21 protein-coding genes are annotated in these 25,005 nt (G+C 71.4%); 14 read left to right on the top strand and 7 right to left on the bottom strand.

The features are described 5' to 3' along the window. Positions 1-13: 13 nt before the first annotated feature. From ACZ60J_RS07510 to ACZ60J_RS07475, 8 genes are all read left to right on the top strand, one after another. Positions 14-2,296 carry an MMPL family transporter gene (locus ACZ60J_RS07510; RefSeq protein WP_469679505.1) on the top strand — a complete coding sequence of 761 codons (2,283 nt, stop codon included), beginning with the start codon at positions 14-16 and terminating at the stop codon, positions 2,294-2,296. Positions 2,297-2,303: 7 nt separating this feature from the next. Beyond that, positions 2,304-3,017 (top strand): ribonuclease H family protein, encoded by a 714-nt coding sequence (locus ACZ60J_RS07505; RefSeq protein ID WP_469679504.1) that lies wholly within the window; start codon positions 2,304-2,306, stop codon positions 3,015-3,017. A 136-nt stretch (positions 3,018-3,153) separates the two neighbouring features. Next, positions 3,154-4,257 (top strand): substrate-binding domain-containing protein, encoded by a 1,104-nt coding sequence (locus ACZ60J_RS07500; RefSeq protein WP_469679503.1) that lies wholly within the window; start codon positions 3,154-3,156, stop codon positions 4,255-4,257. 115 nt (positions 4,258-4,372) lie between these two features. Next, positions 4,373-5,680, top strand: a complete 1,308-nt coding sequence (locus tag ACZ60J_RS07495) for an ABC transporter substrate-binding protein (RefSeq protein ID WP_469679502.1) — start codon at positions 4,373-4,375, stop codon at positions 5,678-5,680. A 179-nt stretch (positions 5,681-5,859) separates the two neighbouring features. Continuing rightward, complete coding sequence (locus ACZ60J_RS07490; protein WP_469680258.1) at positions 5,860-6,720, top strand: carbohydrate ABC transporter permease; 861 nt, start codon at positions 5,860-5,862, stop codon at positions 6,718-6,720. Further along, positions 6,717-7,676 (top strand): carbohydrate ABC transporter permease, encoded by a 960-nt coding sequence (locus ACZ60J_RS07485; protein ID WP_469679501.1) that lies wholly within the window; start codon positions 6,717-6,719, stop codon positions 7,674-7,676. Before ACZ60J_RS07490 ends, ACZ60J_RS07485 begins: the two co-directional genes overlap by 4 nt. Further along, on the top strand, positions 7,673-8,701 hold the full coding sequence (locus tag ACZ60J_RS07480; protein ID WP_469679500.1) for a hydroxyacid dehydrogenase: 1,029 nt from the start codon (positions 7,673-7,675) through the stop codon (positions 8,699-8,701). Before ACZ60J_RS07485 ends, ACZ60J_RS07480 begins: the two co-directional genes overlap by 4 nt. 32 nt (positions 8,702-8,733) lie before the next feature. Beyond that, positions 8,734-9,987 (top strand): alpha-L-fucosidase, encoded by a 1,254-nt coding sequence (locus tag ACZ60J_RS07475; RefSeq protein ID WP_469679499.1) that lies wholly within the window; start codon positions 8,734-8,736, stop codon positions 9,985-9,987. On the opposite strand, the gene ACZ60J_RS07470 is transcribed toward ACZ60J_RS07475, so the two are convergent. From ACZ60J_RS07470 to ACZ60J_RS07445, 6 genes are all read right to left on the bottom strand, one after another. Beyond that, positions 9,980-12,307, bottom strand: a complete 2,328-nt coding sequence (locus ACZ60J_RS07470) for a family 20 glycosylhydrolase (RefSeq protein WP_469679498.1) — start codon at positions 12,305-12,307, stop codon at positions 9,980-9,982. The two genes, ACZ60J_RS07475 and ACZ60J_RS07470, sit on opposite strands and share 8 nt — an antisense overlap. A 163-nt stretch (positions 12,308-12,470) precedes the next feature. Beyond that, the gene (locus ACZ60J_RS07465; protein ID WP_469679497.1) at positions 12,471-13,526 is read right to left on the bottom strand and encodes a TolB family protein; all 1,056 of its coding nucleotides are present in this window, start codon (positions 13,524-13,526) and stop codon (positions 12,471-12,473) included. Then, positions 13,523-14,908, bottom strand: a complete 1,386-nt coding sequence (locus ACZ60J_RS07460) for an MFS transporter (RefSeq protein ID WP_469679496.1) — start codon at positions 14,906-14,908, stop codon at positions 13,523-13,525. Before ACZ60J_RS07460 ends, ACZ60J_RS07465 begins: the two co-directional genes overlap by 4 nt. Next, complete coding sequence (locus tag ACZ60J_RS07455) at positions 14,908-16,260, bottom strand: discoidin domain-containing protein (protein ID WP_469679495.1); 1,353 nt, start codon at positions 16,258-16,260, stop codon at positions 14,908-14,910. Before ACZ60J_RS07455 ends, ACZ60J_RS07460 begins: the two co-directional genes overlap by 1 nt. A gap of 302 nt (positions 16,261-16,562) precedes the next feature. Continuing rightward, positions 16,563-17,282: a hypothetical protein gene (locus tag ACZ60J_RS07450; protein WP_469679494.1), complete on the bottom strand. Its 720-nt coding sequence runs from the start codon at positions 17,280-17,282 to the stop codon at positions 16,563-16,565. Positions 17,283-17,388: 106 nt separating this feature from the next. Next, entirely contained in the window at positions 17,389-17,958 is a 570-nt protein-coding gene (locus ACZ60J_RS07445; RefSeq protein WP_469679493.1) for a DinB family protein, read from the bottom strand. 182 nt (positions 17,959-18,140) lie between these two features. Between ACZ60J_RS07445 and rox the strand changes: the two genes are divergently transcribed. From rox to ACZ60J_RS07415, 6 genes are all read left to right on the top strand, one after another. After that, positions 18,141-19,595, top strand: coding sequence for a rifampin monooxygenase (gene rox / locus ACZ60J_RS07440; protein WP_469679492.1), 1,455 nt, complete (start codon positions 18,141-18,143; stop codon positions 19,593-19,595). Between the two features lie 29 nt (positions 19,596-19,624). Then, positions 19,625-20,677 (top strand): hypothetical protein, encoded by a 1,053-nt coding sequence (locus tag ACZ60J_RS07435; protein WP_469679491.1) that lies wholly within the window; start codon positions 19,625-19,627, stop codon positions 20,675-20,677. A 116-nt stretch (positions 20,678-20,793) separates the two neighbouring features. Then, positions 20,794-21,192: a YdeI/OmpD-associated family protein gene (locus ACZ60J_RS07430; protein ID WP_469679490.1), complete on the top strand. Its 399-nt coding sequence runs from the start codon at positions 20,794-20,796 to the stop codon at positions 21,190-21,192. A gap of 113 nt (positions 21,193-21,305) precedes the next feature. Next, positions 21,306-22,301 (top strand): transposase family protein, encoded by a 996-nt coding sequence (locus ACZ60J_RS07425; protein WP_469679489.1) that lies wholly within the window; start codon positions 21,306-21,308, stop codon positions 22,299-22,301. 11 nt (positions 22,302-22,312) lie between these two features. Then, the gene (locus ACZ60J_RS07420; RefSeq protein ID WP_469679488.1) at positions 22,313-22,747 is read left to right on the top strand and encodes a hypothetical protein; all 435 of its coding nucleotides are present in this window, start codon (positions 22,313-22,315) and stop codon (positions 22,745-22,747) included. Between the two features lie 182 nt (positions 22,748-22,929). Then, the gene (locus ACZ60J_RS07415) at positions 22,930-23,910 is read left to right on the top strand and encodes an SDR family oxidoreductase (RefSeq protein ID WP_469679487.1); all 981 of its coding nucleotides are present in this window, start codon (positions 22,930-22,932) and stop codon (positions 23,908-23,910) included. Here the strand turns inward: ACZ60J_RS07415 and ACZ60J_RS07410 are convergent. After that, positions 23,901-24,959 carry a helix-turn-helix transcriptional regulator gene (locus ACZ60J_RS07410; RefSeq protein ID WP_469679486.1) on the bottom strand — a complete coding sequence of 353 codons (1,059 nt, stop codon included), beginning with the start codon at positions 24,957-24,959 and terminating at the stop codon, positions 23,901-23,903. The genes ACZ60J_RS07415 and ACZ60J_RS07410 overlap by 10 nt on opposite strands. Positions 24,960-25,005 lie beyond the last annotated feature (46 nt).

Raw genomic sequence — 25,005 nt, 5'->3', positions numbered from 1 at the left:
TCCTGGAGGCGACGTGCATTCCCCCCTCGGCCGAACGAGCAGCCTCGGCCGCCTTGGCCGCCTCGGCGGCTTCTGTGCCCGCCACCCCGTCTGGGTGATCGCGGCCTGGCTCCTGCTGCTGGCCGGCGCGATGACCGGCAGCCGGCTCGCCGACCCGGTCTACAGCGACCAGATCAGCCTCCCCAGCACGCAGTCCCGTACCGGAGCCGATCTGCTGGCCGCGTCCGCACCCGGGCTCGGGGACCCCAACGGACGCGTGGTCTTCCACGTCGACTCCGGCTCCCTGGCCGGACACCGCCAAGCCGTCGACGAGAGCGCGGCCCGCCTCGCGCGGATGCCGCACGTCACCGCCGCCTCCCCGGTCGTCACCAGCGCGGACGGCCGTACCGCCTACACCACGGTGTCCTTCGACCGGCAGGTCAAGACCCTCGGGCACGAGTACACCGGCACCCTCGACGCGGCCACCGCAGCGGCCCGCGACTCCGGCGTGGAGGTCGCGTACGGCGGGGACCTGAACCAGGTCGTCCGGCCGCCGGTCGACGACAGGGCCCGCGAGGTGGCGGGCGTCCTCGTCGCCCTGCTGATCCTCCTGCTCGCCTTCGGCAGCGTCGCCGCCGCCCTGCTGCCCCTGCTCACCGCGGTGGTCAGCGTCGGCGTGGGCCTCGGCATCGTCGGCATCGTGGCGGGCATCATCAGCTTCGCGACCGCCGCGCCCACCCTGGCCACCATGATCGGGCTCGGCGTGGGCATCGACTACGCCCTCTTCCTCACCACCCGCTTCCGGCAGGACCTCCTCGAGGGGCACGATCCGGTCGACGCGGCCGCCCGTACCGCCGCCACGAGCGGGCGCGCCGTCGTCGTGGCCGCCGTCACCGTCGCCGTGGCCATGCTGAGCCTGTACACCTGCGGACTGACCTTCATCGGCCGCATGGGGCTGGCCGCCACCCTCGTGGTGATCGTCACCGGGGCGGCCGCCCTCACCCTCGTACCGGCGGCCCTGGGCCTTGTCGGGCGCCGGATCGACCGGTTCGCGCTGCGCCGCCCGGTCGCCGAGACCTCCGGCGACCACGACGGCTGGCACCGCTACGCCGCCCTGGTGGCCCGGCACCCGTGGAAGTTCCTGACCGCGGGAACGCTGCTGCTCGCGCTGTGCGCCGTACCGCTGTTCTCGATGCGCCTCGGCCACGTCGACGACGGCGCCGACCGGGCGGGAAGCACCACGCGCACCGCCTACGACTGGATCGCCGAGGGCGAGGGACCCGGCTTCGGCCCCGGGGCCAACGGCCCCTTCGTCCTGGTGGCCGACCTCCACGACGCCGCCGTACCGGCCGACCGGATCGGCGCCGAACTCACCGCCGCGCTGCGGGACACCGCCGGGATAGCCGGGTTCACCCCGCTCGCGCCGAGCCCCGACGGCCGGCTGCTCGTCTCCACCGTCACCCCGGCCACCGGACCGCAGAGCGCCGGCACCGGCAGCCTGTTCACGACGCTGACCGGCACCACGCTGCCCTCCGCACTCGAGGGCACCGGCGCCGAGGGCTACCTCACCGGATCCACCGCCGGCCAGCTGGACTTCCGCGACACCGTCAAGGACCGGCTGCCGCTCATCATCGCCATCGTGCTGGCCGCCGCGCTCGTCCTGCTGACCTTCGTGTTCCGCAGCGTGGTGGTCCCGCTCAAGGCGGTCGCCCTGAACCTGTTCACGACCGCCGCGTCCTACGGGGTCCTCGTCGCGGTGTTCCAGTGGGGCTGGGGGAGCGGGCTGATCGGGGTGTCGGAGCCCGTCCCCATCGAGTCGTTCGTACCGATGATGATGTTCGCGATCGTCTTCGGGCTGTCGATGGACTACGAGATCTTCCTGCTCTCCGCCATCGCCGGCTCCTGGCACCGCACCAGGGACAACACCCTCGCCGTCGGTACGGGGCTGGCCTCCACCGGCCGGGTCATCTCCAGCGCGGCGTTCATCATGACCGCGGTGTTCCTGTCCTTCGCGGCTTCGCCCACCGTCGTGGTCAAGATGCTCGCGGTGGGCCTGGCGGTGAGCGTGGTCCTCGACGCGACCGTGGTGCGGCTGGTGCTGGTGCCGTCGGCGATGTTCCTGATGGGCCGGGCCAACTGGTGGCTCCCGCCCTTCCTGGACCGGCTCCTGCCGAGGCAGCACGACGGGGAACGACCGGAGCCCTCGCCGGACCCGGAGCCGGACCCGGAGCCGCCCTCGGCCGGGGCCATGGCCCCTTACCCTTCCCCCGGCCCGGCGGCATCCGTGGGCACGGGTGACGTTCGCGGTGAGGCATGATCGGGGGATGTCTGATCGCATCATCGCCGCCTGCGACGGGGCGGCCAAGGGAAATCCCGGGCCTGCCGCCTGGGCCTGGGTCATCGCCGACGTCCACGGGCACCCCGAGCGCTGGGAGGCCGGGCCGCTCGGCCGGGCCACCAACAACGTGGGTGAACTCACCGCTCTGCAGCGGCTGCTGGAGGCGGTCGCCCCCGGTACGGCCGTGCAGGTGCGGATGGACTCCCAGTACGCCATGAAGGCCGTGACCCAGTGGCTCCCGGCCTGGAAGCGCAACGGCTGGAAGACGGCCGCGGGCAAGCCGGTGGCCAACCGGGAGCTCGTCGAGAGCATCGACGCCCTGCTGACCGACCGCGACGTGGAGTTCCGCTACGTCCCCGCGCACCGCGAGGACGGCGACCACCTGAACGCGATCGCCGACCAGGCGGCCAGCGACGCCGCCGTGAGCCAGGAGCCGGCCGGCACCGCGCTGGGCCACGCGTCCATGCCCGTCCCGGCGCCGGCCCGCAGCACCCCGGCCCGCAGCACCTCCGCCCGCCGCCCCGCCGGAGCCGCGTCGGCCAAGGGCGCGACCGCCGGCCGGGCCGGGGTGACCATCAAGGCCAAGTTCCCCGGCACCTGCCCCTGCGGGAAGCAGTACGCGGCGGGGGAGAAGATCGGCAAGCTCGGTTCGCGCTGGGGCCACCCCGACTGCGGCGCAGCCGCTCCCGACGCCGGATAGCCCGTACGCCGGCGCCGGCCCCGCCGGTCGATCACGGGGACACTATGTAATCCTTTCGTTCGAAAGGAAACGTAAGATTCGGCTTCCGCGCGCTACGCTGACCTCGGCCAGGGACGCAGTTGAGGGGAGCTCCACCGTGCACGCAGAGGAACGACAGCAGGCGATCCTGCGACGGGTCCGCGAAGCGGGGTCGATGCGCGTCACGGACTTCGCGGCGGAGCTCGGCGTGTCCGTGGTGACGGTGCGCAAGGACGTCGAAGTCCTCGCGGAACGCGGCCTGCTGGCCCGGGTGCACGGCGGCGCGATGCTGCCCGAGGACTGGGCGGAGACCGCCCCGGTGACCGCCGCCCCGGCGGCGGCCCGTACGGCCGTGCCCGCCCCCGCCGCCGGATCCGGCCGGCCGCTGGTCCTCGGGCTGATCGTGCCCTCCTCCGCCTACTACTACCCCGAGGTGATCAAGGGCGCCCGGGAAGCGGCGGACGCCCTCGGGGTGCGGCTGACCCTCGCCGTGTCCACGTACGACGTGGACACCGAGAAGGCGCAGGCCGCGCGGATGGTCGAGGACGGCGTGGACGGGCTGCTGCTCGCGCCCTCCGCCGGCGAGGGCAAGCCGGGCGGCCAGTGGTACGAGGAGCTCGGCGTGCCCGTCGTCCTGATCGAACGCCGCCCCGAACAGCAGGCTTCCGCGGCCGAGCACGTCGGCACGGACCACGGGTACGGAGCCAGGCTGGCGGTGCGCCACCTCCTGGACACGGGGCGCCGCAGGATCGGCCTCGTGATGCGCGGCGGGACCCCCACCGCGCCCTGGATCAAGAAGGGCTACGACGCGGCGATGGAGGAGGCCGGCCCCGACACGGCCGAGCACGCCCTCTTCCTCGATCTCGAGGAGTTCGGTGCGGGTGACGCCGCCTACGAAGAGGTCATGGACGCCTTCGTGGCAGCGGTTCGGGAGGGCCGTGTCGACGCCGCCCTCGTCCATCCCGACCACGAGGCCATGGTGCTGATACAGCGGCTGCGCGCCGCCTCGCTGTCCGTGCCGGGCGATGTCGCGCTGGTCTCGTACGACGACGAGGTGGCCTCCCTGGCGGACCTGCCGCTGAGCGCGGTGGCCCCCTCGAAGCACGAAGTCGGGGTCACGGGAGTGGAGTTGCTCGTACGAAGGCTTCGCGAGCCGGGCCGTCCGCGGCGCCGGATCGCCATCCTCCCTGAACTGAGGGTGCGCGCGTCCAGCGAGGCCTAACCGTTACTTCGCTTTTCTTTCTCAAACTTTCCTTTTCTATTGACTCGCTTCTCCTCTGGCCGAATGATGTGCATCACCTCGCCGCATCGACGGCTCGCACCTGAGGAGCAGAGCAGTGAAGCTCACTTCCCGTACCTCCCGCGCCGCCCTCGCCACCCTCTCGCTGGCCTTGTTCGCCACTGCCTGCGGTGGGAGCGAGGGCGCCGCGCCGAAGGCCGAAGCCCCCAAAGAGCCCGTCAACCTGACCTATTGGGGCTGGACCGGCGGTGCCCAGCAGGTGGTGGACGCCTTCAACGCGTCCCACCCGAACATCAAGGTCACCTTCTCGGCCATCACCGGCGGACCGGACGGGTACGCCAAGATCAGCAACGCGATCAAGGCGGGGAACGCTCCCGACGTCGCGGGCATCGAGTACCCGACCCTCCCCGAGTTCGTCAGCCAGGGATTCCTCGAGGACATCAGCGGCCCGGCCGGGGCCGCGGTGAAGGCGAAGTTCCCCCAGGGCGTCCAGGACCGGGTGACCCTCGGCGGCAAGACCTGGGCCGTGCCGTACGACGCCACGCCCAACCTCCTCTACTACCGCAAGGACCTCTTCAAGAACGCGGGCGTCGAAGTCCCCAAGACCTGGGACGAGTACAAGACGGCCGCCGAGAAGATCAAGGCCGCCGACAAGAACGTCCGCATAGGCGGCTGGGGCAACGACGACGCCCCGCTGCTGGCCGCGCTCTCCTGGCAGGCCGGCGCCAAGTGGTACGGCACCGAGGGCGACGGCTGGAAGGTCGACATCAACGACGCCTCCTCGCAGAAGGTGGCCTCGTACTGGCAGGGCCTGGTCAAGGACGACCTGGTGATGAACCTGAAGATCAACGGCCCGGAGTTCGCGAAGGCCAAGGCCGACGGGGTCATGGCCAGCTTCATCGGCGCCTCGTGGAGCGCGGGCGGCACGATGACGGCCCTGGCCAAGGACTCGGGCAAGTGGGGCGTCGCCCCGCTGCCGCACTGGGGCACCCCGGCCACCGGCATGTTCGGCGGCACCAGCTACGCCGTCACCAAGGGCAGCAAGCACGTCAAGGAAGCGGCGGAGTTCGCCACGTGGGCGGCCACCAGCCCCGAAGGCGTCAAGGCCCGCCTCAGCAGCCTGAAGGCGCCGAGCAGCAGCCTGCCCGCCAGCCCCGAGCTGCGTCCGATCGCCGCCGCGGCCTTCGACGACAAGGGCTTCTTCGGCGGCGACAAGGTCTACGAGATCGCCGGCGCGCAGGTCGACACCATCGTGCCGGGCTGGGTCTGGGGCCCGGTGCAGACCGCCACCAACACCGCCATCCAGGACGCCGCCCTCAAGGGCACCCTGACCGACGGACTCGCGGCCGGCCAGACCGCTGCCGAGGCCGCCATCAAGGGCCGGGGGCTCAACCTCGCGAAGTAGGCGCCGCGCGGGGCCCGTAGCCCTCCGGCACCCCCGGGCCCCGCCCCGTCTCCCTTCCCCGCCCCCCTTTCCCCGTCCGCTCCTCCGCAGCGCACCACCAAGGAGATCCGGTGGCAGCACCACTCATTCGTTCAGCGCGCGGCGCCGCGCCCGTGCGCCGGCCAGGCCAGGGCAGGGCGGTGCTCGTCTTCCTCGGCCCGTTCTTCCTGCTCTTCACCGCGGTCCTGATCCTGCCCGTCGCGTACGCGCTCTGGATGAGCTTCTTCACCGAGCGCTCCTCCGGTCTCGGATTCGGCGGCACCGAAAGGGTCTTCAGCGGGTTCGGGAACTACGCCAAGGCGCTCGGCGACCACGGCTTCACCTCGTCCTTCCTGCACGTGGCCGCGTACTGTGCCGTCTACATCCCCGTGATGATCGGCGCCGCGCTCGCCCTGGCCCTGCTCGTCGATTCGGCCGCGGCCAAGGCCAAGCGGCTCGTACAGTTCGCCGTCTTCATGCCGCACGCGGTCCCCGGACTGATCGCGGCGATCATCTGGACCTACCTCTACACCCCCGGCCTGAGCCCGGTCCTCGACTGGATCGAAGCGGCGGGCGGCCAGTGGGACTTCTTCGCCCCCGGCAGCGTCGTGCCCTCGCTGGTGAACGTCGCCGCGTGGCAGTGGATCGGCTACAACATGATCATCTTCTTCGCCGCCCTGCAGGCCGTGCCCCGCGAGGTCATCGAAGCCGGCGTCATGGACGGAGCCGGTGACCTGCGCATCGCCCTGCAGATCAAACTGCCGATGATCCGCTCCGCCGTCTTCCTCACGCTCCTGTTCACCTGTGTCGGCGTGGTCCAGATCTTCGGCGAGCCGATGCTCCTCTCGAAGCGGGCCGGCTCGATGGGTTCGGACTGGTCCCCGATGATGTTCATCTACAAGGCGGCCTTCGAGCGGCACGACTACGGGCTCGCCTCCTCCGCCTCGCTCATCGTGGCCTTCGTCGCCGGCACCCTCTCCTACGTCGTCACCCGGATCGGAAAGCGAGGTGACTCGGCATGAGCACCCAGACCGCCCCCTCGGCCCCGCCCGCGGCCGCCCCCGGCGTCGAGCCGGCGCCCGCCCCCGCACCCCCGCCCGCCCCGCAGGGGAAGCGGAACCCCGCCGGAAGGCCGCGCCGGACCGGCGCGATGGCCTCCAAGGCCGTGGTCAACGCCGTCCTCCTGGTGGCGGTCCTCTACACCCTGATGCCGCTGACCTGGCTGCTGATCGCCGCAACCAAGAACCACGCGGACCTCTTCGGAACGGCCGGCTTCGGCTTCGGGGAGTTCCACCTCTTCGACAACCTCCGGGCCGTCTTCACCCACGACGACGGAATCTTCGGCCGCTGGCTGCTCAACAGCCTCCTCTACTCCGTCGTCGGATCACTGGCGTCCTCGCTGATCAGCGTCGCCGCCGGCTACTGCTTCGACAAGTACGAGTTCCGCGGCAAGGGCGCGCTCTTCGGCCTCGTCCTGACCGGCACCCTCGTGCCCACCGTCGTCATCACCCTCCCGCAGTACCTGCTCGCCTCCGAGACCGGGATCGTCAACACCTACTGGGCGATCCTCATCCCCGCACTCGTGAACCCCTTCGGCGTGTACCTGGCCCGGGTCTTCTCCGAGGGCTACGTGCCCGGTGAAGTCCTTGAGGCGGCCCGCATCGACGGAGCGAGCGAGCTGCGCGTCTTCCGGTCGATCTCGCTGCCGATGCTCATGCCCGGCTTCATGACCCTCTTCCTCTTCTCCTTCACCGCGAGCTGGAACAACTTCTTCGGCCCGCTGGTCATGCTCAACGACCACCACCTGTACCCGGCGGTGCTCGGCATCTACAGCTGGAACCAAGTCGTGCTCCAGTACCCGGAGTTCTACTCCCTCGCGATCACCGGATCCCTGGTCGCCGTCATCCCGCTCGCCCTCGCCTTCATCGGCCTCCAGCGGTTCTGGCGCTCCGGCCTCACGGCGGGAGCGGTCAAGTGACGAACCCCGCGCCGGCCGGACCGCGCCGACCCCGCACCCTCCTCGCCATGGGCGCCGACACGAAGGCCGCCCTGCTCGACGAGCAGACCCTCGCCCGGCTCGGCGCCACCGCCCTCCTGGACCCCGACCTCCTGGTCACCGACTTCGCCGCCGCGGACCCCGCCCGACTGCGCGAAGCCGAGGTCCTGCTCACCGGCTGGGGCTGCCCGCCCCTCACCGAGCAGGCCCTCGACCTCCTCCCGGCCCTGCGCGCGGTGGTGCACACCGCCGGATCCGTGAAGGGGATGATGACGGAGGCGGCCTGGCGGCGCGGCCTGACCGTCACCAGCGCGGCCGAGGCCAACGCGCAACCCGTCGCCGAGTTCACCGTGGCCGCGATCGTCTTCGCCAACAAGCGCGTCCTCACCACCGCCCGGGCCTACCGGGAGGTCCGCACGCAGCTGAACCCGCTCACCCTCTACCCCGGGATCGGCAACTACGGCAGGACCGTCGGCATCATCGGCGCCTCCCGCATCGGCCGCCGCGTCATCGAGCTGCTGCGCTCCTACGACGCCCGCGTGCTGGTCCACGACCCGTACCTGGACGCCGACGAGGCGAGGGCCCTGCGGGTCGAACCCGTCGACCTGGACGAACTGATGGGCCGCAGCGACGTGGTGACGGTGCACGCGCCGCAGACCCCCGAGACCCGCCACCTCGTCGACGCCCGCCGCCTCGCCCTCATGCGCGACGGCGCGACCCTCGTCAACACCGCACGCGGGACGCTCGTCGACACCGAGGCGCTCACCGCGGAGCTGGTCTCCGGCCGGCTGCACGCCGTCCTCGACGTCACCCACCCCGACGTGCTGCCGGCCGGGTCACCGCTCTACGACCTGCCGAACGTGCTGCTGACCCCGCACATCGCAGGATCCCTCGGCAACGAACTCGGAAGGCTCGCGGCCTGCGCGGCCGAGGAGTTGGAGCGGTACGCCCGAGGACTCCCCTTCGCCTACGCCGTCCACCAGGCGAGCCTGGCCCACTCGGCCTGACCCCCTCCGCCGCCGAAACCCGGAAGCCCACCATGACCCTCGGTACCTCCGCACCACTCGCCGGTCCAGGCGAAACCTCCCTCGTGCCCACGCCGGGACAACTCGCCTGGCAGGAAGCCGGATTCGGGATCTTCCTGCACTTCGGCATCAACACCTTCAACGGCGTCGAGTGGAGCGACGGGACCCTGGACCCGGCCACCTTCCGGCCCTCGCAGCTCGACGCGCGCCAGTGGGTGCGTACCGCCGCCGAGGCCGGAGCGAAGTACGTCGTGCTGACCGCCAAGCACCACGACGGCTTCTGCCTCTGGCCGACCGACACCACCGCCTACTCCGTGGCCTCCTCGCCCTGGAAGGATGGAGCGGGCGACGTGGTCGCCGAACTGGCCGAGGCCTGCGGGGAGGCGGGCCTCGGCCTCGGGCTCTACCTCTCGCCCTGGGACCGCAACGCGGACTGCTACGGGCAGCCCGCCGACTACGACTCCTTCTACCTCCGCCAGCTCACCGAACTCTGCACCCGATACGGCCCGTTGTGCGAGCTGTGGTTCGACGGCGCGGGATCCGAGGGGCGCACGTACGACTGGGACGCGGTCATGGCCGTGATCGACCGGCACCAGCCGGACGCCATGGTCTTCAACATGGGCCGTCCCACGATCCGCTGGATCGGCAACGAGGAGGGACTCGCCGCCGACCCCTGCCGCTACGTCACGCACGCCACGGGCATCAGCCTGTACGACGAGGGGCAGACCGCGCTCGAAGCGGCCGCCTACCTGCCCCCCGAATGCGATGTCCCCCTCCGCCGCGACTGGTTCTGGCAACCGGGGAACGAGGACACCCTCAAGAGCCGGGAGGACCTGCTGGAGATCTGGTACTCCTCGGTGGGGCTCGGTGCCGGTCTGCTCCTGGGCGTACCGCCCGACCGGCGCGGACTGATCGACGAGACGGACCGGGCCCGACTCCGTGCGTTCACCGCGGAGTTGCAGCGCCGTCTCGGCGATCCCGTCCCCGCCGCTCTCACGGTCGAGGGGGACGCCGTCCTCGCGGACTTCGGCCGTCCGGTGCGCGTGGACCACGTGGAGCTGCGCGAGGACCTCGCCCTGGGACAGCGCGTGGACGGCCACGAGGTCTGGGCGGACGGCCGGCTGATCGCCTCCGGCCACACGGTGGGGGTCCGCCGCGTCCACCGCGTGGAGCCCCTCACCGTGCGGGAACTGAGGATCCGGCTGACCGGACCCGGGGCCCGGCTGGCCTCGGTATCGGCGGCCGGACCGCCGCCCGACGTCAGCTGATCCGCCAGCGCTGGTAGACCGAACCGCTGTCGGCCTGCTGGCTCGCCAGGGCTCCGTCCGCGCCCGACGCGGTGGTCAGGAGCAGTCCGCTCTTCTTGTTGGCCACCGTGTGCTCGCCGGAGCCGATCGGGGTGACCACCCAGCGCTGGCTGTCGCCGCTGCCGCAGGCCGTCTGCACCACGGCCGCGCCGGCGGCGGTGGATCCGCCCGCCACGTCCGCGCAGAGCCCGGACGAGCCGTTGGCCATGGTGTAGCTGCCGTCGCCGGTGAGGGTCAGCCGCCACTGCTGGTTGGGGCCGCCGTGCGGGGTCCAGGTGATCAGCCGGGTGCCGGAGGCGGTGGAGCTCGCCGGGTCGTCGAGGGCCTTCCCGGCCGCGGTGAGGGTCCGGGTCCCGCTCAACTGGCCTCCGTACACCTCGAACTCGTACAGCGAGTAGCCGTAGGCGGTGCCGCGCTGGGTGCCGTACACCCGGATGTAGCGGCCGGAGCCGGACAGGCCGGTCAGGTCCTGGACCCCGCCGGTGCCGGTGGTCGTGGAGTACAGGGTGCGCCAGGTGCTCTGGTCGTCGGAGACCTGGATCTGGAAGCCCTTCCCGTACGCCGCCTCCCAGCGCAGCACCACACGGCTGACGGCCCGGGCGGAGCCGAGGTCCACCTGCAGCCACTGCGGGTCGGCGTACGCGCTGGACCACCGGGTGCCCGGGTCGCCGTCGGTCGCCAGGACGGCCGGGAAGCCGGCGGTCTCGGTGCTGGAGGCGGTGGTGGGGCGGCCCTGGGCGAGGTTGCCCGGCTGGGAGGTCCCCGGCCAACCGGGGTGGTGCCCGATCGCCGCCACGATCGGCGTGAACGCCGCATAGGTGGCCACCGGCTTCGGGGAACCCCAGGTCTGCTGGGCGAGGGCGCGCAGCGGGTACATGATGCCGGCGCCGATCTGCGTCTCCGTCTCGGCGTTCGGGTTGTCGCACCAGACGTGGATCAGCGAACCGCGGTTCTTCGAGGGGTCGTTGATGGTGGCGCCGCCCTCGAACCGGTCCGGGGTCCAGGTCTCGTACATCCACTTGGTGTCCGGCTTCGCACCGCCGAGCACGTAGTAGGTCGGCGTCCAGGAGTCGTTGGCCACCGTGTGCCCGGCATCGACCAGCTGCTGGGGGGTGAGTCCGTAGCTGTACCAGTACTCGACGAGGATGCGGGCGTCGGGCGTGACGGTCCCGTCGCCGGACTTGATGCCGTCGTTCCACATCCGGGTGGTCTTGCCGGCCGCGCGGACCAGGGCGTCGGACCAGTTCACGAACCCGTAGTAGGTGTCCTTGGCGGTGGCGTTCGCCCCGTAGTGGGCGCGGGCGTAGCCGAGCAGCTGCGGGTACCTGGCGTAGTCGGTGACGTACTCGTCGGCGCCGATGTGCCAGTACGGGGCCGGGAACAGCGGCAGGTACTCCTGGATCAGGTCCTTGATCAGGGTGTACGAACCGGGCAGCGACAGGTCGATGAACTCGGAACTGGCGGTGCCCGAAGCGTCCTTGAGCTTGAGCTCGGGGTGGGCGGCCAGGATCTGGTTCATGTGCCCCGGGGTGTCGATCTCGGGCACGATCGTGACGTGGTACTTCTGCCCCAGTGCGACCAGGTCCGCGATGTCCTGCTTGGAGTAGTGGTCCGCGGACACGATCTCCGGGTGCGTCGAACTCTCCAGGCGGAAGCCGAAGGTGTCCGACAGGTGGAAGTGGAAGTAGTTGAGCTTCAGGTAGGCCAGCTCCTTGATGTGCTGCTCGACCCAGTCGACCGTGAAGAACTTCCGCCCCTGGTCGATCATCAGGCCGCGTTCGGCCTTGGTGGGCCAGTCCACCGCCGTTCCCGCCGGCACGGAGGCCGACTGGCGCAGCAGCTGCAGCACGGTGCGGGTGCCGTTGAAGGCCCCGGCGTCGGTCCCGGCCTGGAGGGCGAGGGTCGAGCCGACGGTCATCCGGTACCCCTCGGCAGGCAGCGAACCGTCGCCCAGGCCCAGGGTGATGTCGCCGGGGGAGGCGCTGCCGGTGACGACCGCCACCGGACGCCCGGTCAGTGCCCCCAAGTCCTCGGCGAAGGTGGCCGCTTCGTCGGAGAGCTGCGCCGTGTGGGCGGGGTCGACGACGATCCGGCTGGTGCTCGTGAAGCCGTACGACCCGCTGCCGGCGGTCCACTGGCGCAGGGCCGGCACGGTCTGCGGCGCCGCGGCGGCCCCGGCTGCCCCGGCCCGCAGGGGCTCGGCTCCGGCCTGGGCGGGCAGGGAGGCCGCGGCCAGGGCCAGGGCCAGGGCGGAGGCGGTCAGTAATCCGAGCAGACGCATGGCGAGTCCCCAGGTGTTCACTGCAGGCGTGCACGGCGGCATCTCCCTCCGGCCGTGACTGCCGGAGGGAGTCGCCCACAGTGCAACGCAGTGTCAGGTCTATGTCAATAGATGCTCGAAGTGGCGGCCGAATGAGCATCATCGAGCATCGGAGACCTGCGGATCACTGCGCGCCGGCCGCGCCGGCTGCGCCGGCCGCCACCGCCACCGGCGAGGACCCGCCCGCGACGGACAGCCGGGGGGCTCCGGTGCCGTCCGCGGGGACGGTCCAGACGTCGCTCGCGCGGCCGTCCGCGCCCGGCAGGGCGTAGGCGACCGTCCCGTCGTCCGTCCAGGCCGCCTGGTCGTCCACGTTGCGGGTCTCGGAGAGCGGGGTCTCGACCATCGTCCGCAGGTCGAGGACGTACAGCCGCCAGGGCGCCGCCGGGTCGTCGGACACCTTCTTCTTGAAGGCGACGCGGGTGTTGTCGGGCGACAGGGAGGGGCATTCGACGTTCTCCCGCAGCGTCCTCGCCGACCAGTCGGACATGTTCCCCTCGACGAGGTACGTACGTCCCTTGGTGGAGACGGTCGCGTAGAAGCGGCTGTCGTCCCGGGCGAAGCTCACGCCCCAGTAGTTGACGTCGGGGGAGTGGTACCGGACACCGTTCATGGTGAGCGGTATCTCCTCCAGGGACTTCACCAAGTACCCCGTGCGCCGGTCGAGCACGGCGGTCCGGGTGGAGAAGCCGGTGGCGGAGTAGGAGTCCCCGGTGGCGAACACCGTCCAGGCGAGCATCTGCCCCGACGCCGACACCCGGGCCCGGGTCGGAACCCCCGGCACGACGGTCCGGCTCACCTCGCGCAGCTTCCGGTCGAGGACGACGGCGTACGTCTTCGGCAGCACCCCCGGCTCGGCGCGCAGACAGAGGGCGGTGCCCCCGGCGGCATGGAAACGGTCGCAGGCGGGACCGCCCGCGGTGCGGTCGGCGGCGCCCGCCGTCGAGGTGAGGGGCTGGTGCGCCACCCGGCCCGTGGCGCTGTCCCGGAAGTACAGGGCGGGCCCGGCGAGGGCGAAGGAGGCGTCGGCCGCCTGTCCGCCGGCCGACCGGTTCTCCGCGTGCAGGGCGTACCCGGCGGTGGAGCCCGCGAGGAGGACGACCGCGGCGACCGTGACGGCGGTGCGGGCCCGGGTGCCGAGCCGGCGTACGGGAGCCGGGTCGGTGGGCTGCGTGGTCATGAGGTGCTCCGCTCGCTGGTGGGGGATTGCAGGTACTCCTCCGGGGAGTCCGGGGAGTCCGGGGAGTCCGGGGAGTCCGGGGAGTCCGGGGAGTCCGGGACGCCCGCGGCGTCCGGGGCGCCGGGACCGCCCGCCGTGCCCGGGTCGCGCGGCAGCAGGGCCCAGCCGCCCGCCAGTGCGGCGAGCAGGACCGCCGTGGCCCCCCACAGGGCGGGCCGCGGCCCCCACACCGTCCACGCTGCGCCGAAGCCCGCCGCGGCGAGCATCCGGGCCAGGGCCTGGCCGGTCTGGAGCACGGCCAGCCCGCCCGCCCGGCCCCCGGCGGGCAGCACCGGCCCGGCGAGGGCCATCAGCACCCCGTCGGTGGCCGCGTAGAACACCCCGAGCAGGGCGAGGACGGCAGCGAGGAGGAGGGGGGCCGGCCCGCCCGCCGGGGCGAGCAGGACGAGGTAGGCGCCGAGCAGGGCGAGGTGCCCGTACAGGAACGGCAGCCTGCGCCCGACCCGGTCGGCGATCCGGCCCACCGGGACGGCCAGGAGCAGGTAGCCGGCGGCCGCCCCGAGCGGCAGCAGCGGGAACCAGCCGGGATCCAGGCCCAGTCGGCGCTGGAGCAGGAGGTAGACGAAGGCGTCGCCGATGGTGGCGCCGCCGAGCAGGGCGGCGGCCAGCAGGATCCGGCGGAAGCCGGGGTCGCGCAGTGCCGCGAAGGCCTTGCCCCGGGACGGAGCCGGGGCGGTCGCGGCCGCCGGGCGGTGGTGGCCGGGAACGTGGAGGACGAGCAGCAGCACGCCGAGCAGACCGGCGCAGAAGCTGGCGACGAAGACCGCGTCGTACGCGTCCGCGGTCGCCCAGAGCAGGGCGAAGGCGGCGAGCGGGCCGAGCAGGGCCCCGGTGGTGTCCATGGCCCGGTGCACGCCGAAGGACCGGCCGAGGTCCTCGGGAGGGCTGCTGAGGGTGATCAACGCGTCGCGGGGGGCCGTACGGATGCCCTTGCCGACCCGGTCCGCGGCCAGGGACGCCGCGATTCCGACCGTGGCGCCGCCCGCGAGCAGCAGGCCGAGCCGGGAGCAGGCCGAGACGGCGTAGCCGATGCCCGCGACGTGCTTGTACCGGTGGCCGCGGTCGGCGAGATGTCCGCCGAGGAGCCGCACGACCGCGCCGGCAGCTCCCATCAGGCCGTCCAGGAAGCCGAATTGGAGGGGGGAGAGGCCGAGTCCGAGGACGAGGTAGAGCGGCAGTACCGCGCTGACCATCTCGGAGGAGATGTCGGTGACGAGGCTGACCGCACCGAGTGCGAGGACGGCGGCGGGGACGCGCCGGCCCGCCCCCGTGGTGGGGGGCGGGGCCGGAGCGGCCCGGCGGCCGGTGGTGGCCAGGTACATCAGTGACAGGTGTACTTCGGGCTGGTGTCCTTCGTGGTCCCGTCGGCGGCGACGTAGCTCCAGCTGTAACCGGAGTCGGTGAAGTCCAGCTTCAGGACTCCGTACGTACCGCTGATCCGCTTCTGGCTGTTGGGCTGGACGGTCTCGATGTCGTACGGCTCGGCGCCGCCCATGCCGCCCACGATCTCGGTGATCCCGTCGGCGGTGGCCTTCCCGTTCGGGTCCTGCGGGGCGAACCGCTCGTAGTGGTGGTCGTGGCCGTTCAGCACGAGGTCGGCCTTGGCTCCGTACAGGATGTTCCAGACCGGCTTGCTGACCGGGTCGTTGCCGTGGCCGCCGGAGGAGTACAGCGGGTGGTGCCAGTAAGCGGCGATGCAGGACTTGGAGTTGGCGGCGAGGTCGGCCTTGAGCCAGTCGATCTGGGCCTTCTGGTCGAAGGAGTTGGAGTCGAGGGCGATGAAGTGCCAGTTGCCCTCGTTGAAGCTGTAGTAGCTCTTGCCCTGCGGGTAGGCGATCGACCCGAAGTACGCCTTGTAGCCGGCGAGCGACCCGGCCGGGTCGTACGTCTCGTGGTTGCCCGGCACCGGGCGGGTCTTGTCCTTGAAGGCGCCCCAGGACTTGTCGTAGTACGCCTTGAAGTCGGAGAGCAGGGCGTCGTCGTACTGGTTGTCGCCCATCGTCATGTAGAACTTCGGGTTGATCTTCTGGGCCTGCGCCGCGGTCTTGGGGTGGGCGCAGTTGCTGTCCGAAGCGGTGCACTGGGCGGCGATGTCACCGGCCGCCACCACGGTGAAGGCACCGGTCTGCGGGGGTTCGCCGCCCCCGTCGAGGGTGCCGTACACCTCGACCTCGTACAGGGAGTACCCGTAGGAGGTGCCGCGAGCGGTTCCGTACACGCGCAGGTAGCGGCCCTTGCCGGAGAGGCCGGTCCAGTCGTCGGTGCCGCCGTTCCCGGCCGTCTCGTTGGCGAGCCGGGTCCAGGTGGTGCCGTCGGCCGAGATCTCGACCCGGTACGTCTTGGCGTACGCGGCCTCCCAGCGCAGCGCGACCCGGGAGACGGTGGCGTTCGCACCGAGGTCGACGCGGATCCACTGCGGGTCCTTGCCCTCGACGCTGGCCCACCGGGTGGTGGAACTGCCGTCGAAGGCGTTCTGCGGACCGAGGCTCGACGTCTCCACGGAGGACGCCGTGGCGGTCTTGCCGCGAGAGATGAGGGGGTCGGCGGCGGCGCCGGCCCGTTCGGGATAGGCGAGCAACAGGCCGCCTACGAGGAGGAGTACGGCGGTGATGACCACGCCGATGGTGCGGCGTGGTGTATGAACGTGCAGTGTGCTGGGGGTGCTCAGGTGCATTCCTGACTCCCTGGCCTGGTGGGTGGCGAGAGCTGGCACCGGTACGAGACCCCGCTCCCCTGCCCGGATGCGGGCAGGGGCGGGCGTGGTCACAGCGGCCGGGTCAGAGCTCTCGCTGAGCGCGTCATGCCCACGGATGCGGGCACCGCGCCGAGCCGCCGAAGCGGGATGCTAGCAAACAGGAAACTTTCCTACTAGTCATTCGCCACGGGAGCTTCGGGCCTGCCCGGCACGGACTTCGGCGACGTCAGAGGCGTCGGGGAGGCCGGGCAGGTCGGGGACGTTCAGGAGATCGGGGACGTTCAGGAGATCGCGTACCACTGGCTGGCCCAGCCGGTGTTGATCGTGCTGGTCGACTGCTCGGCGAGGTTCACGGTGGCCGGGAGCGAGGTCTGACCGGTCAGGACGGTGCTGTAGCGCAGGCTCGGCGGGTTCAGACCCGCGTTCACCGAGATCCCGGCGCCCGTGGCCTTCAGGGTGAGGGCGTTCGTGGCCCAGTTGCCGTTGAGGAGGAGGGCGACGAAGTACGTGCCGGGGGCGGCGGTGAACGGCTTGGCGAGGGGGAACGGCTTGGCTATCGCCTCGGTCATCAACTGCGGGGAGACGTCCGCGGTGGACGCGACCAGGGTGCCCTTCGCGTCGTACACGCCGAGGTAGCAGTTGGACAGTTGGGCGTTCGGGTCGATGCCGGCCAGCCCCAGCCAGATGTTGGACCAGGTGATCTCCTCGCGCAGCACCATCCGGACCAGGGTGACCCGTCCGCCGACCCCGGCCGCGGACTGGGCGGTGACGTGCCCCGCGTCGTTCGGATCCCCGGTCCAGGCCAGCAGGTTCTGGTCCTGCGGCCGAGGCCCCTCGAACCCGCCACCGGCGGGCACCGGCGCGGGGGACGCCGCCGGGGAGGAGGCGCCGGCCGCTGCTCCGGCCCCCGCACCCTTCCCGGCCGAGCAGCCGGACAGGACGAGGGCCGCCGCGAGCATGGCGGCGAGGCCGGCCGAGGCGGTGGTGGTACGGGTGCGCATGGTCCCCCCATGAGGTGCTGTTGTGCGAAGGAAGCCATGGTCACACGGGCTGCGCCCGTTCCCGCAGGCGGCCCTGACCGCCCCGGCTACGACCGCGCAGGAGCGGTCACTGGCCCACCCGCCCGTCGACGCATTCGCGCAACAGGTCGGCGTGCCCGCAGTGGCGCGCGTACTCCTCGATCCGGTGCACCAGCAGCTCCCGTACCGAGACCCGGTCCTTGCCCAGCCGCTCGCCCAGATCCGTATGCCGGGCCAGCGCCGCGTCGGTCGCGCCCTGCTCGCGCTCCAGATCGGCGTACGCACCGTCGACCACGGCCTGCTCGGCGACGGCTCCCTCGAAGTCCCCGTCGCGCGTGCCGTACAGCTTCGGCAGCGGATCGCCGTCGGTGATCCAGTTCTGCCAGTCCCGTTCGACCTCGGCGAGGTGCCGCAGGAGGCCGAGCAGCGACATCGTCGACGGCGGGACCGACCGGCGGGCCAGCTGCTCCGGGTCCAGGCCCTCGCACTTCATCCGCAGGGTCAGGCGGTAGTCCTTGAGGTAGTCCTGCAAGGTCGCGAGCTCGCCCTCGGCGCTGTTCCCGTCGTTGTTGCGGGGGTCTTCGTCCGGGTCCACCCACATGTCGGTGTAGAGGGTCGACCGGGTCCATCGCGCGTCTTGATCACTCATGCGGTGCATGATCGTCCACGAAGGAACCGGCTCGCCAGCTGATTTCTCCCGGAACGGAACGCAGAAAGGCAAGGAGGTTTTCCCACTCCTTGCCACTCTCAACTTATAGCGCACCGGGGGGCTTGCGGCAAGGCCCCGGTCGTGACGCAGAATCACCGATCGAAGGCGGAACCTGCGGAAATGGTGATTGCGTGACGACCGAAACCCCCAACACAACCGATGTAATCGACGTAACCGTCGTCGGCGGCGGACCGACCGGTCTCATGCTGGCGGCCGAGCTGCGCCTCCACGGTGTCCGCGTGGTGGTGCTGGAGAAGCTGGCCCGTCCGACCGGAGAGTCTCGCGGTCAGGGCCTGCACACGCGCAGCGTAGAACTGATGGACCAGCGCGGCCTGCTGGACCGGTTCCTGGCCGCGAGCGAGAAGTTCCAGGTCGGCGGCCTGTTCGGCGGAGTCATGAAGCCGTGGCCGGACCGGCTGGACACGGCGCACCCGTACGGCCTCGCCATCCCGCAGCCCCTCACCGAGCAGCTGTTGGGCGAGCACGCCCTCGAAGTCGGTACCGAGATCCGGCGCGGCTGCGAAGTGGTCGGCCTGAGCCAGGACGAGGACGGGGTGACCGCAGAGCTGGCGGACGGTACGCGCCTGCGCTCGCGCTACCTCGTCGGATGCGACGGCGGCCGCAGCGCGGTGCGCAAACTGCTCGGCGTCGGCTTCCCGGGCGAACCCGCCACGGTCGAGACCCTGCTGGGCCACATGGAGGTGGCCGCGGATCGGGAAACGATCGACACGGTCGTCGCGGAGGTCAACAAGACCCAGCTCCGCTTCGGCGTCCACGCGAGCGAGGACGGGTCGTGCCGCATCATCGTCCCCGCCGACGGCGTGTCCGAGGACCGCAGCGCGCCGACCCTGGAGGAGTTCAAGCAGCAGCTGCGGGCCTTCGGCGGAACCGACTTCGGTGTGCACTCCCCGCGCTGGCTGTCCCGTTTCGGCGACGCCACCCGGCAGGCCGAGCAGTACCGGGTCGGCCGGGTCCTGCTGGCCGGCGACGCGGCGCACATCCACCCGCCGACCGGCGGCCAGGGACTCAACCTCGGCGTGCAGGACGCCTTCAACCTCGGCTGGAAGCTCGCCGCCGCCGTCAACGGCTGGGCCCCGCAGGACCTCCTCGACAGCTACCACACCGAACGCCACCCGGTCGGCGCCGCCGTACTGGACAACACCCGCGCACAGATCACCTTGATGGGGGCCGACGCGGGTCCCACCGCGCTGCGGAAGCTGTTCGCGAAGCTGATGGACTTCGAGGAGGTCAACCGGTACGTGACGGGGATGATCACCGCGGTCGACGTCCGCTACGACCTCGGCGAGGGCCACGAACTGCTCGGCCGCAGGCTGCGGGACGTGGAGCTGAAGCGGGGACGCCTCTACGAGCTGATGCACACCGGCCGCGGACTCCTGCTCGACCAGACCGGCCGGCTCTCGGTCTCCGGATGGGCCGACCGCATCGATCACGTCGTCGACGTCAGTGAGGAACTGGACGTACCGGCCGTACTGTTGCGCCCGGACGGCCATGTGGCATGGGTCGGGGAGGACCAGCACGAGCTGGACGCCCGGCTGGCGAAGTGGTTCGGCAGCGCCACGGCCTGAGCACGTCGGCGGGGCGATATCTTCAGCCCATGGTGATCACCGCACAACTGCGCGACTCGGTGGAGCTGCCGGGTGGGGACGCACTCGTCAACGGCTTCGCCTTCGAGGGGCGTGGGGACGGGTCGTGCCGTGCTCTCCTCCGCAAGGGACGAGAACTGCAGGTCCACGACCTGCACGCGCTCTTCGCGGGGGAACGCACGCCGGCCGCCGTCTTCCCCGTTCCCTGGCCCGGCTGGGACCACGGCGTCCACTCGGTGAGCCCCGACGGCTCCTTCGCGGTGTTCTCGGGCCAGCGCGCGGTAAGGGCCGTGGGCGCGGGCGGCGCAACGCTGTGGGAGTACCGGCACGGTTGCTGGGCGCCCGGACCCGGCCACGCACACACGGGCGACGGCCAGGCGGTGTGCGGCGGATTCGAGCACGGATCCTGCCGGATCTCCGACGACGGCCGACTCGTCTGGGCGCACGTGGTGACGGGCCCGGAGGGAGGGGAATGCTGGGTCGTCCTGGACGCCCGCGACGGACGGGAACTGGCCCGCCTGCCGCTGGACGGCGCCGCGGCGGGTTCGCACCACCTCTCCCACCCCGACGGCGTCCACGTGGGCCTGTGCGTCGGCATGGGCCAGGACGGCATCCTGCTCCACTGGGCGCGCTGGAACGGCGAGACGCTGACCGGCTGGGACCTCAACGCCGGCATGGACCGCATCCTGGCGGACGTCCACGCCGGGCACCCGGGCTTCCTGACGGTCGAGCACTACGGCGCCGACCTCCAACTCCACACCCTGGACGGCACCGTCGTCTCCGAGTCGGAGCCCGAACCGGCTGACGGCGAGGAACCGCCCTACTGGGACTACAGTTGCGGCTTCGTCGACGCCGACACGGTCATCGCCTCCACGGTCGAAGCCGACGAGGACCCGGACCGGGCCCGGCACTGGCTGCTCGATGCCCGCACGCTGGAGACACGCGGGACGGTCGGGTATCCGTCGGGCCCGGTCGACAGCTACGTGCGCCCGCTCGGCGACGGCACCTGGCTCACGTACGACGACAGCACCGCCACGTTGCACCGCTGGAGCGAAGCCACGTAACAAGCGGAGCACCCACGAACCGGCAGATCCAGTACAGGAACACCACACGGGAACACCACACGGGAACACAGGGGAAGATCTTGAAGTTTCACTCCATCGTTGAACCACCCGAGCCCATGCGGGGACTCGAGGTTCCGCCCGAGGTGGTGGCAGCGCTCGGCGAGGGCTCGCGGCCGCCGGTGACGATCACGATCAACGGGCATTCCTGGCAGAGCAGGATCGCCCTCCTGCGCGGCCGCCACTTGATCGGCCTCAGCCATGCCAACCGGCAGGCCGCAGAGGTGGAGATCGGCGAGGAGATCGAGGTCGAGGTCGAGCTCGACACCGAGCCGCGCGTCGTCGTCGAGCCTGAGGACTTCGCCCGTGCCCTGGACGAAGACCCGGCCGCCCGCGCCGCCTACGACACCCTCACGCACAGCCGCAAGCGCGAGCACGTGCGCGCCATCGAGAGCGCGAAGAAGCCCGAGACGCGCCAACGCCGCATCGAGAAGGCCATCACCACCCTGCGAGGCTGACCGCCGGCCTCCAGCCCGTTATGGGGGATTCTTGGGAGAAGACGGCTGTGGCGGATATTTCGTGACGGTCACTTCTAAACATCTGTCATGACCGGAAATATCCGTTCGCCAGCATGGTGTTCGTGGGGGCCGAACATTTTTGGGATCTGGTGTGGCCCGATGTCGAGGGGCTGGTCATCGACGCCGTGGACGTCGTGGGGGAGGCGGTGCGGATCGACCTGCATGCTCGGCAGCGGACGGTGCCGTGTCCGTCGTGCGGCGCGTCGGCGTCGCGCGTGCACAGCACGTATGTGCGGAGCCTGGCGGACCGCCCGCTGGGCGGGCGACGGGTGCTACTCCGCCTGCGGATCCGCCGGTTCTTCTGCGACAACGGCCTGTGCTCCCGTCGGACCATGGCGGCGCAGGTATCGAGCCTGACCACGCGATACCGTCGCCGAACCACGGCCCTCGTCCGGATGGTGCAGGCGATCGGGCTCGCCGTCGGAGGCCGCGCCGGTGCCCGGCTCGCCGGCTACCTGCCGGTACGGGCGAGCCGGGACGTGGTCCTGCGGGAACTTCAGCGACTCCCGGACCTACCATCCGCCCAGGTCACGGTGCTGGGGATCGACGGGTTCGCGTTCCGCAGGGACGCTACCTACGGCACGGTCCTCATCGACGTCGAAACGCGACGGCCCATCGACCTCCTGCCCGACCGCACCGCGGACACCGTGGCCTCCCGGCTCGCCGACCACCCCGAGATCAGGGTCATCTGCCGGGACCGACGCCCTCGCGTGCGTCCTCGACCATTACACCGCCACCGCCACCGCGATCGCGGGCGTGGCGGCGGCCGAGCCCGGCTCGGAGGACTCCTCCCGGCCGGCTTCCACCCTCCCGCCGCGGTGTGCCAGTTCGGCGACCGGGCCGCGGCCGTGGCCTGGTTCACCGCCGAGCGCGACAACCTCACCCAGGCGGTCGCCGCCGCCGACGAGCACGGCGAGGCACCGGTGCTCAACATGCTCGGCTGGGTCCTCACTGAAGAAGACCGCACCCCGAGGCGCTCGTCCACCTGGAAGCCGCCGTCGCGCTCGCCACCCGCACCGACGACGCGTTCGCCGAAGCCAACGCCCTGATCGTGCTCGCCATGGCCCAAGCCACCCTCGGCCACCTCGACCGGGCCGTGGAGAGCTGCGACCGTGCGGCCGACCTGGCCCGCCACAGCGGCGACCGCTGGATCGAACGCCTCGCCACCCAGCAACTCGCCCGCCACCAAGCCGACGCCGGCCACTGGCAGCAAGCCCTCGACACCGCCAACCACGCCCTGGACTTCGACTACTGCCCCGACACCACCGACATCCCCCACATCCTGCTGCTCATCATCAAGGGCGAAGCACTGCTCGGACTCGGCGACCACGTCGACGGCATCACCGAGCTCGACCGCGCTGCGCGGGAGGTGGAGGGCGCCGGCTATGACGACGGCGCGGTAAGAGCCCTCGGCGCCCTCCTGGAGGCGGCCCCGGGAGCGGAGGTCCGGGCGCGGTACGACACGGCACTCGCACGACTCACCACCCGGGTCTGACCGCAGCCGCACTCTGACCGGCGGCCCGGGCCGGCTCGAACGCCGGAGCTTGGCGCTGGAACTGCGAGAACCCGGACACGCGCAGCTGGCGTAGGAGCCGGCAAGTCGGGATCGGGGTGCTGTGCGGGTCCTTGGAGAAAAGGTGACGTGTTCTGTCAGTTTTGGCATGAACGATGGATGGCATGACCAACAAGGACATCACCATCCAGAACAGTGTGAACAGTGTGCAAACCGGCCCGGAAGGTCTGCTCGCTGGGCGGGTCGCGCTCGTGGCGGGTGCTACCCGCGGGGCGGGCCGGGCTCTGGCTGTGGAACTGGGCCGGGCAGGGGCGACCGTGTATGTCACCGGTCGTACCACCCGGGCCCGGGTCAGCGAGGTCGGCCGGACCACCGAGACCATCGAGGAGAGCGCCGAACTCGTCACCGCAGTGGGGGGCACCGGGATCGCGGTCCCCACCGACCATCTCGACGAAGCCCAGGTCCGCGCCCTCGCCGACCGGATCGCCCGGGACTACGGGCGCCTCGACATCCTCGTCAACGACCTGTGGGGCGGCGAGCACCTTCTGACCACCTCGGTGTTCGGGAAGAAGAGCTGGGAAACACCGCTCGCTGACGGCCTGCGGATCCTGGAGCTCGGTGCACGCTCGCACGTGATCACGGCGGCGCTGCTGCTCCCGCTGCTCATCCGATCCGCCGCGCCGCTGCACGTGGAGGTGACCGACGGCACCGCGCACTCCAACCGCCGCTACCGGGAGAACATGTACTACGACTTGGCGAAGAACGCCCCAATCCGTCTCGCGTTCGGGCTGGGGCATGAGCTGGCGGAGTACGGAGGCACGGCGGTCGCAGTCTCGCCGGGCTTCCTGCGCTCGGAGCAGATGCTCTCCCACTTCGGTGTGAGCGAGGAGAACTGGCGCGACGCGATCGCCCAGGAGCCGGCCTTCGCGATCGCGGAGTCCCCGCGCTACCTGGCCCGCACGGTCGCGGCGCTCGCCGCCGACCCGGACCGGGCGAAGCGGTGGAACGGCAAGTCCACCTCCAGCGGGGAACTTGCCAGGGTGTACGGGGTGACGGACGTGGACGGCAGCCGGCCGGACGCCTGGGCCTACTTCGAGGACGTCACGTATGGCGGGAAGGAAGCCTCCCCCGAGGACTACCGCTGAGCCTCGGCTTCATCGAGGTCCCCCTCCCGGGAGTCCGCCTTGTAGACGGCGGCCAGGGCTGCGGCGCGCTCGCGGAAGCGGGCGCGCAGGCGAGCCGGGGCCAGCACCTCGGCGTCCGCACCGAGCCGGGCCAACTGGTCGAAGGCGACCTCCTCGGACTCCACCGGCAGGTCGAGGGTGACCAGACCGGCGGGGTCGGGGGCGCTCGCGGAGGCGAGCGCGTCCATGACGGCGGCCCCGTCCACGACTGCGGGCAGCCGTCGTAGCCCCCCGCCGGTCAGCCGGATCGTGACGGTGGTGGACAGCAGGGTGCGGGCGAAGGCGGCCGAGCGGGCCTCCCAGTGTGCGGCCAGATCGAAGGACGGATCGCGCACGAAGGGCGCCTCCGAGCCGGGAACGGGTTCCAGGGCGGCGATTCGGTCGACGCGGTAGGTACGCCAACCGCCGTCGCGGCCGTCCTGCTCACTGGGGATGCGGGCCACGACGTACCAGGTGCCGGCCTTCAGTACGAGCCCGTACGGCTCCACCACCCGCACCACTGCGGAGGACCGGGCGTCGGCCCTGGAAGGCCGTGCGTAGGACAACTGGACGGCCCGGTCCGCCCAGACCGCGCGGGCCAGCTCCGGCAGCAGTTGCGGGGTGGCGGGTTCGCGGAACCAGGCCGGGGCGTCGAGGTGGAAGCGGCGCACCGAGGACTCGGCGGCCTGGCGCACCGACGGGAGCAGGGTCGCGGTCAGCTTCAGCCGGGCCGTTTCCGCCGCGTCCGACAGCCCCAGATCCTGCAGCGCCGAGGGCAGACCGAACAGGAAGAGCGTTTCCGCCTCGTTCGGATGGAGCGTGGTGAGACGGGTCCGGTATCCCGCGGCCAGGAAGTACCCGCCCACCCGGCCCCGCTCCGATCGGACGGGGACACCGGCCTCCTGCAACGCCTGTGCGTCGCGCATCACGGTCCGCTCGGAGATCTCCAGCTCACGGGCGAGGGCAGCCGCGGTTAGGCCGGGGTTCGACTGGATCAGGAGAGCCATACGGATCAGGCGGGCGGCACGCATCATCCAAGGATCACCGACCCGACGGACAAACGGGACCTCCTACCGC

The organism is Streptomyces sp. NPDC104226, assembly GCF_055584085.1.
Note: the sequence above shows the minus strand (reverse complement) of the source record. Positions and strands in the feature narration are given on the sequence as shown.

Coding starts and splice junctions, on each gene's coding strand:
- ACZ60J_RS07505 (WP_469679504.1), top strand. CDS start 2,304: ATGTCTGATCGCATCATCGCCGCCTGCGACGGGGCGGCCAAGGGAAAT.
- ACZ60J_RS07485 (WP_469679501.1), top strand. CDS start 6,717: ATGAGCACCCAGACCGCCCCCTCGGCCCCGCCCGCGGCCGCCCCCGGC.
- ACZ60J_RS07475 (WP_469679499.1), top strand. CDS start 8,734: ATGACCCTCGGTACCTCCGCACCACTCGCCGGTCCAGGCGAAACCTCC.
- ACZ60J_RS07470 (WP_469679498.1), bottom strand. CDS start 12,307: ATGCGTCTGCTCGGATTACTGACCGCCTCCGCCCTGGCCCTGGCCCTG.
- ACZ60J_RS07465 (WP_469679497.1), bottom strand. CDS start 13,526: ATGACCACGCAGCCCACCGACCCGGCTCCCGTACGCCGGCTCGGCACC.
- ACZ60J_RS07460 (WP_469679496.1), bottom strand. CDS start 14,908: ATGTACCTGGCCACCACCGGCCGCCGGGCCGCTCCGGCCCCGCCCCCC.
- ACZ60J_RS07455 (WP_469679495.1), bottom strand. CDS start 16,260: ATGCACCTGAGCACCCCCAGCACACTGCACGTTCATACACCACGCCGC.
- ACZ60J_RS07450 (WP_469679494.1), bottom strand. CDS start 17,282: ATGCGCACCCGTACCACCACCGCCTCGGCCGGCCTCGCCGCCATGCTC.
- ACZ60J_RS07445 (WP_469679493.1), bottom strand. CDS start 17,958: ATGCACCGCATGAGTGATCAAGACGCGCGATGGACCCGGTCGACCCTC.
- ACZ60J_RS07435 (WP_469679491.1), top strand. CDS start 19,625: ATGGTGATCACCGCACAACTGCGCGACTCGGTGGAGCTGCCGGGTGGG.
- ACZ60J_RS07430 (WP_469679490.1), top strand. CDS start 20,794: ATGCGGGGACTCGAGGTTCCGCCCGAGGTGGTGGCAGCGCTCGGCGAG.
- ACZ60J_RS07425 (WP_469679489.1), top strand. CDS start 21,306: ATGGTGTTCGTGGGGGCCGAACATTTTTGGGATCTGGTGTGGCCCGAT.
- ACZ60J_RS07420 (WP_469679488.1), top strand. CDS start 22,313: ATGGCCCAAGCCACCCTCGGCCACCTCGACCGGGCCGTGGAGAGCTGC.
- ACZ60J_RS07415 (WP_469679487.1), top strand. CDS start 22,930: ATGACCAACAAGGACATCACCATCCAGAACAGTGTGAACAGTGTGCAA.
- ACZ60J_RS07410 (WP_469679486.1), bottom strand. CDS start 24,959: ATGCGTGCCGCCCGCCTGATCCGTATGGCTCTCCTGATCCAGTCGAAC.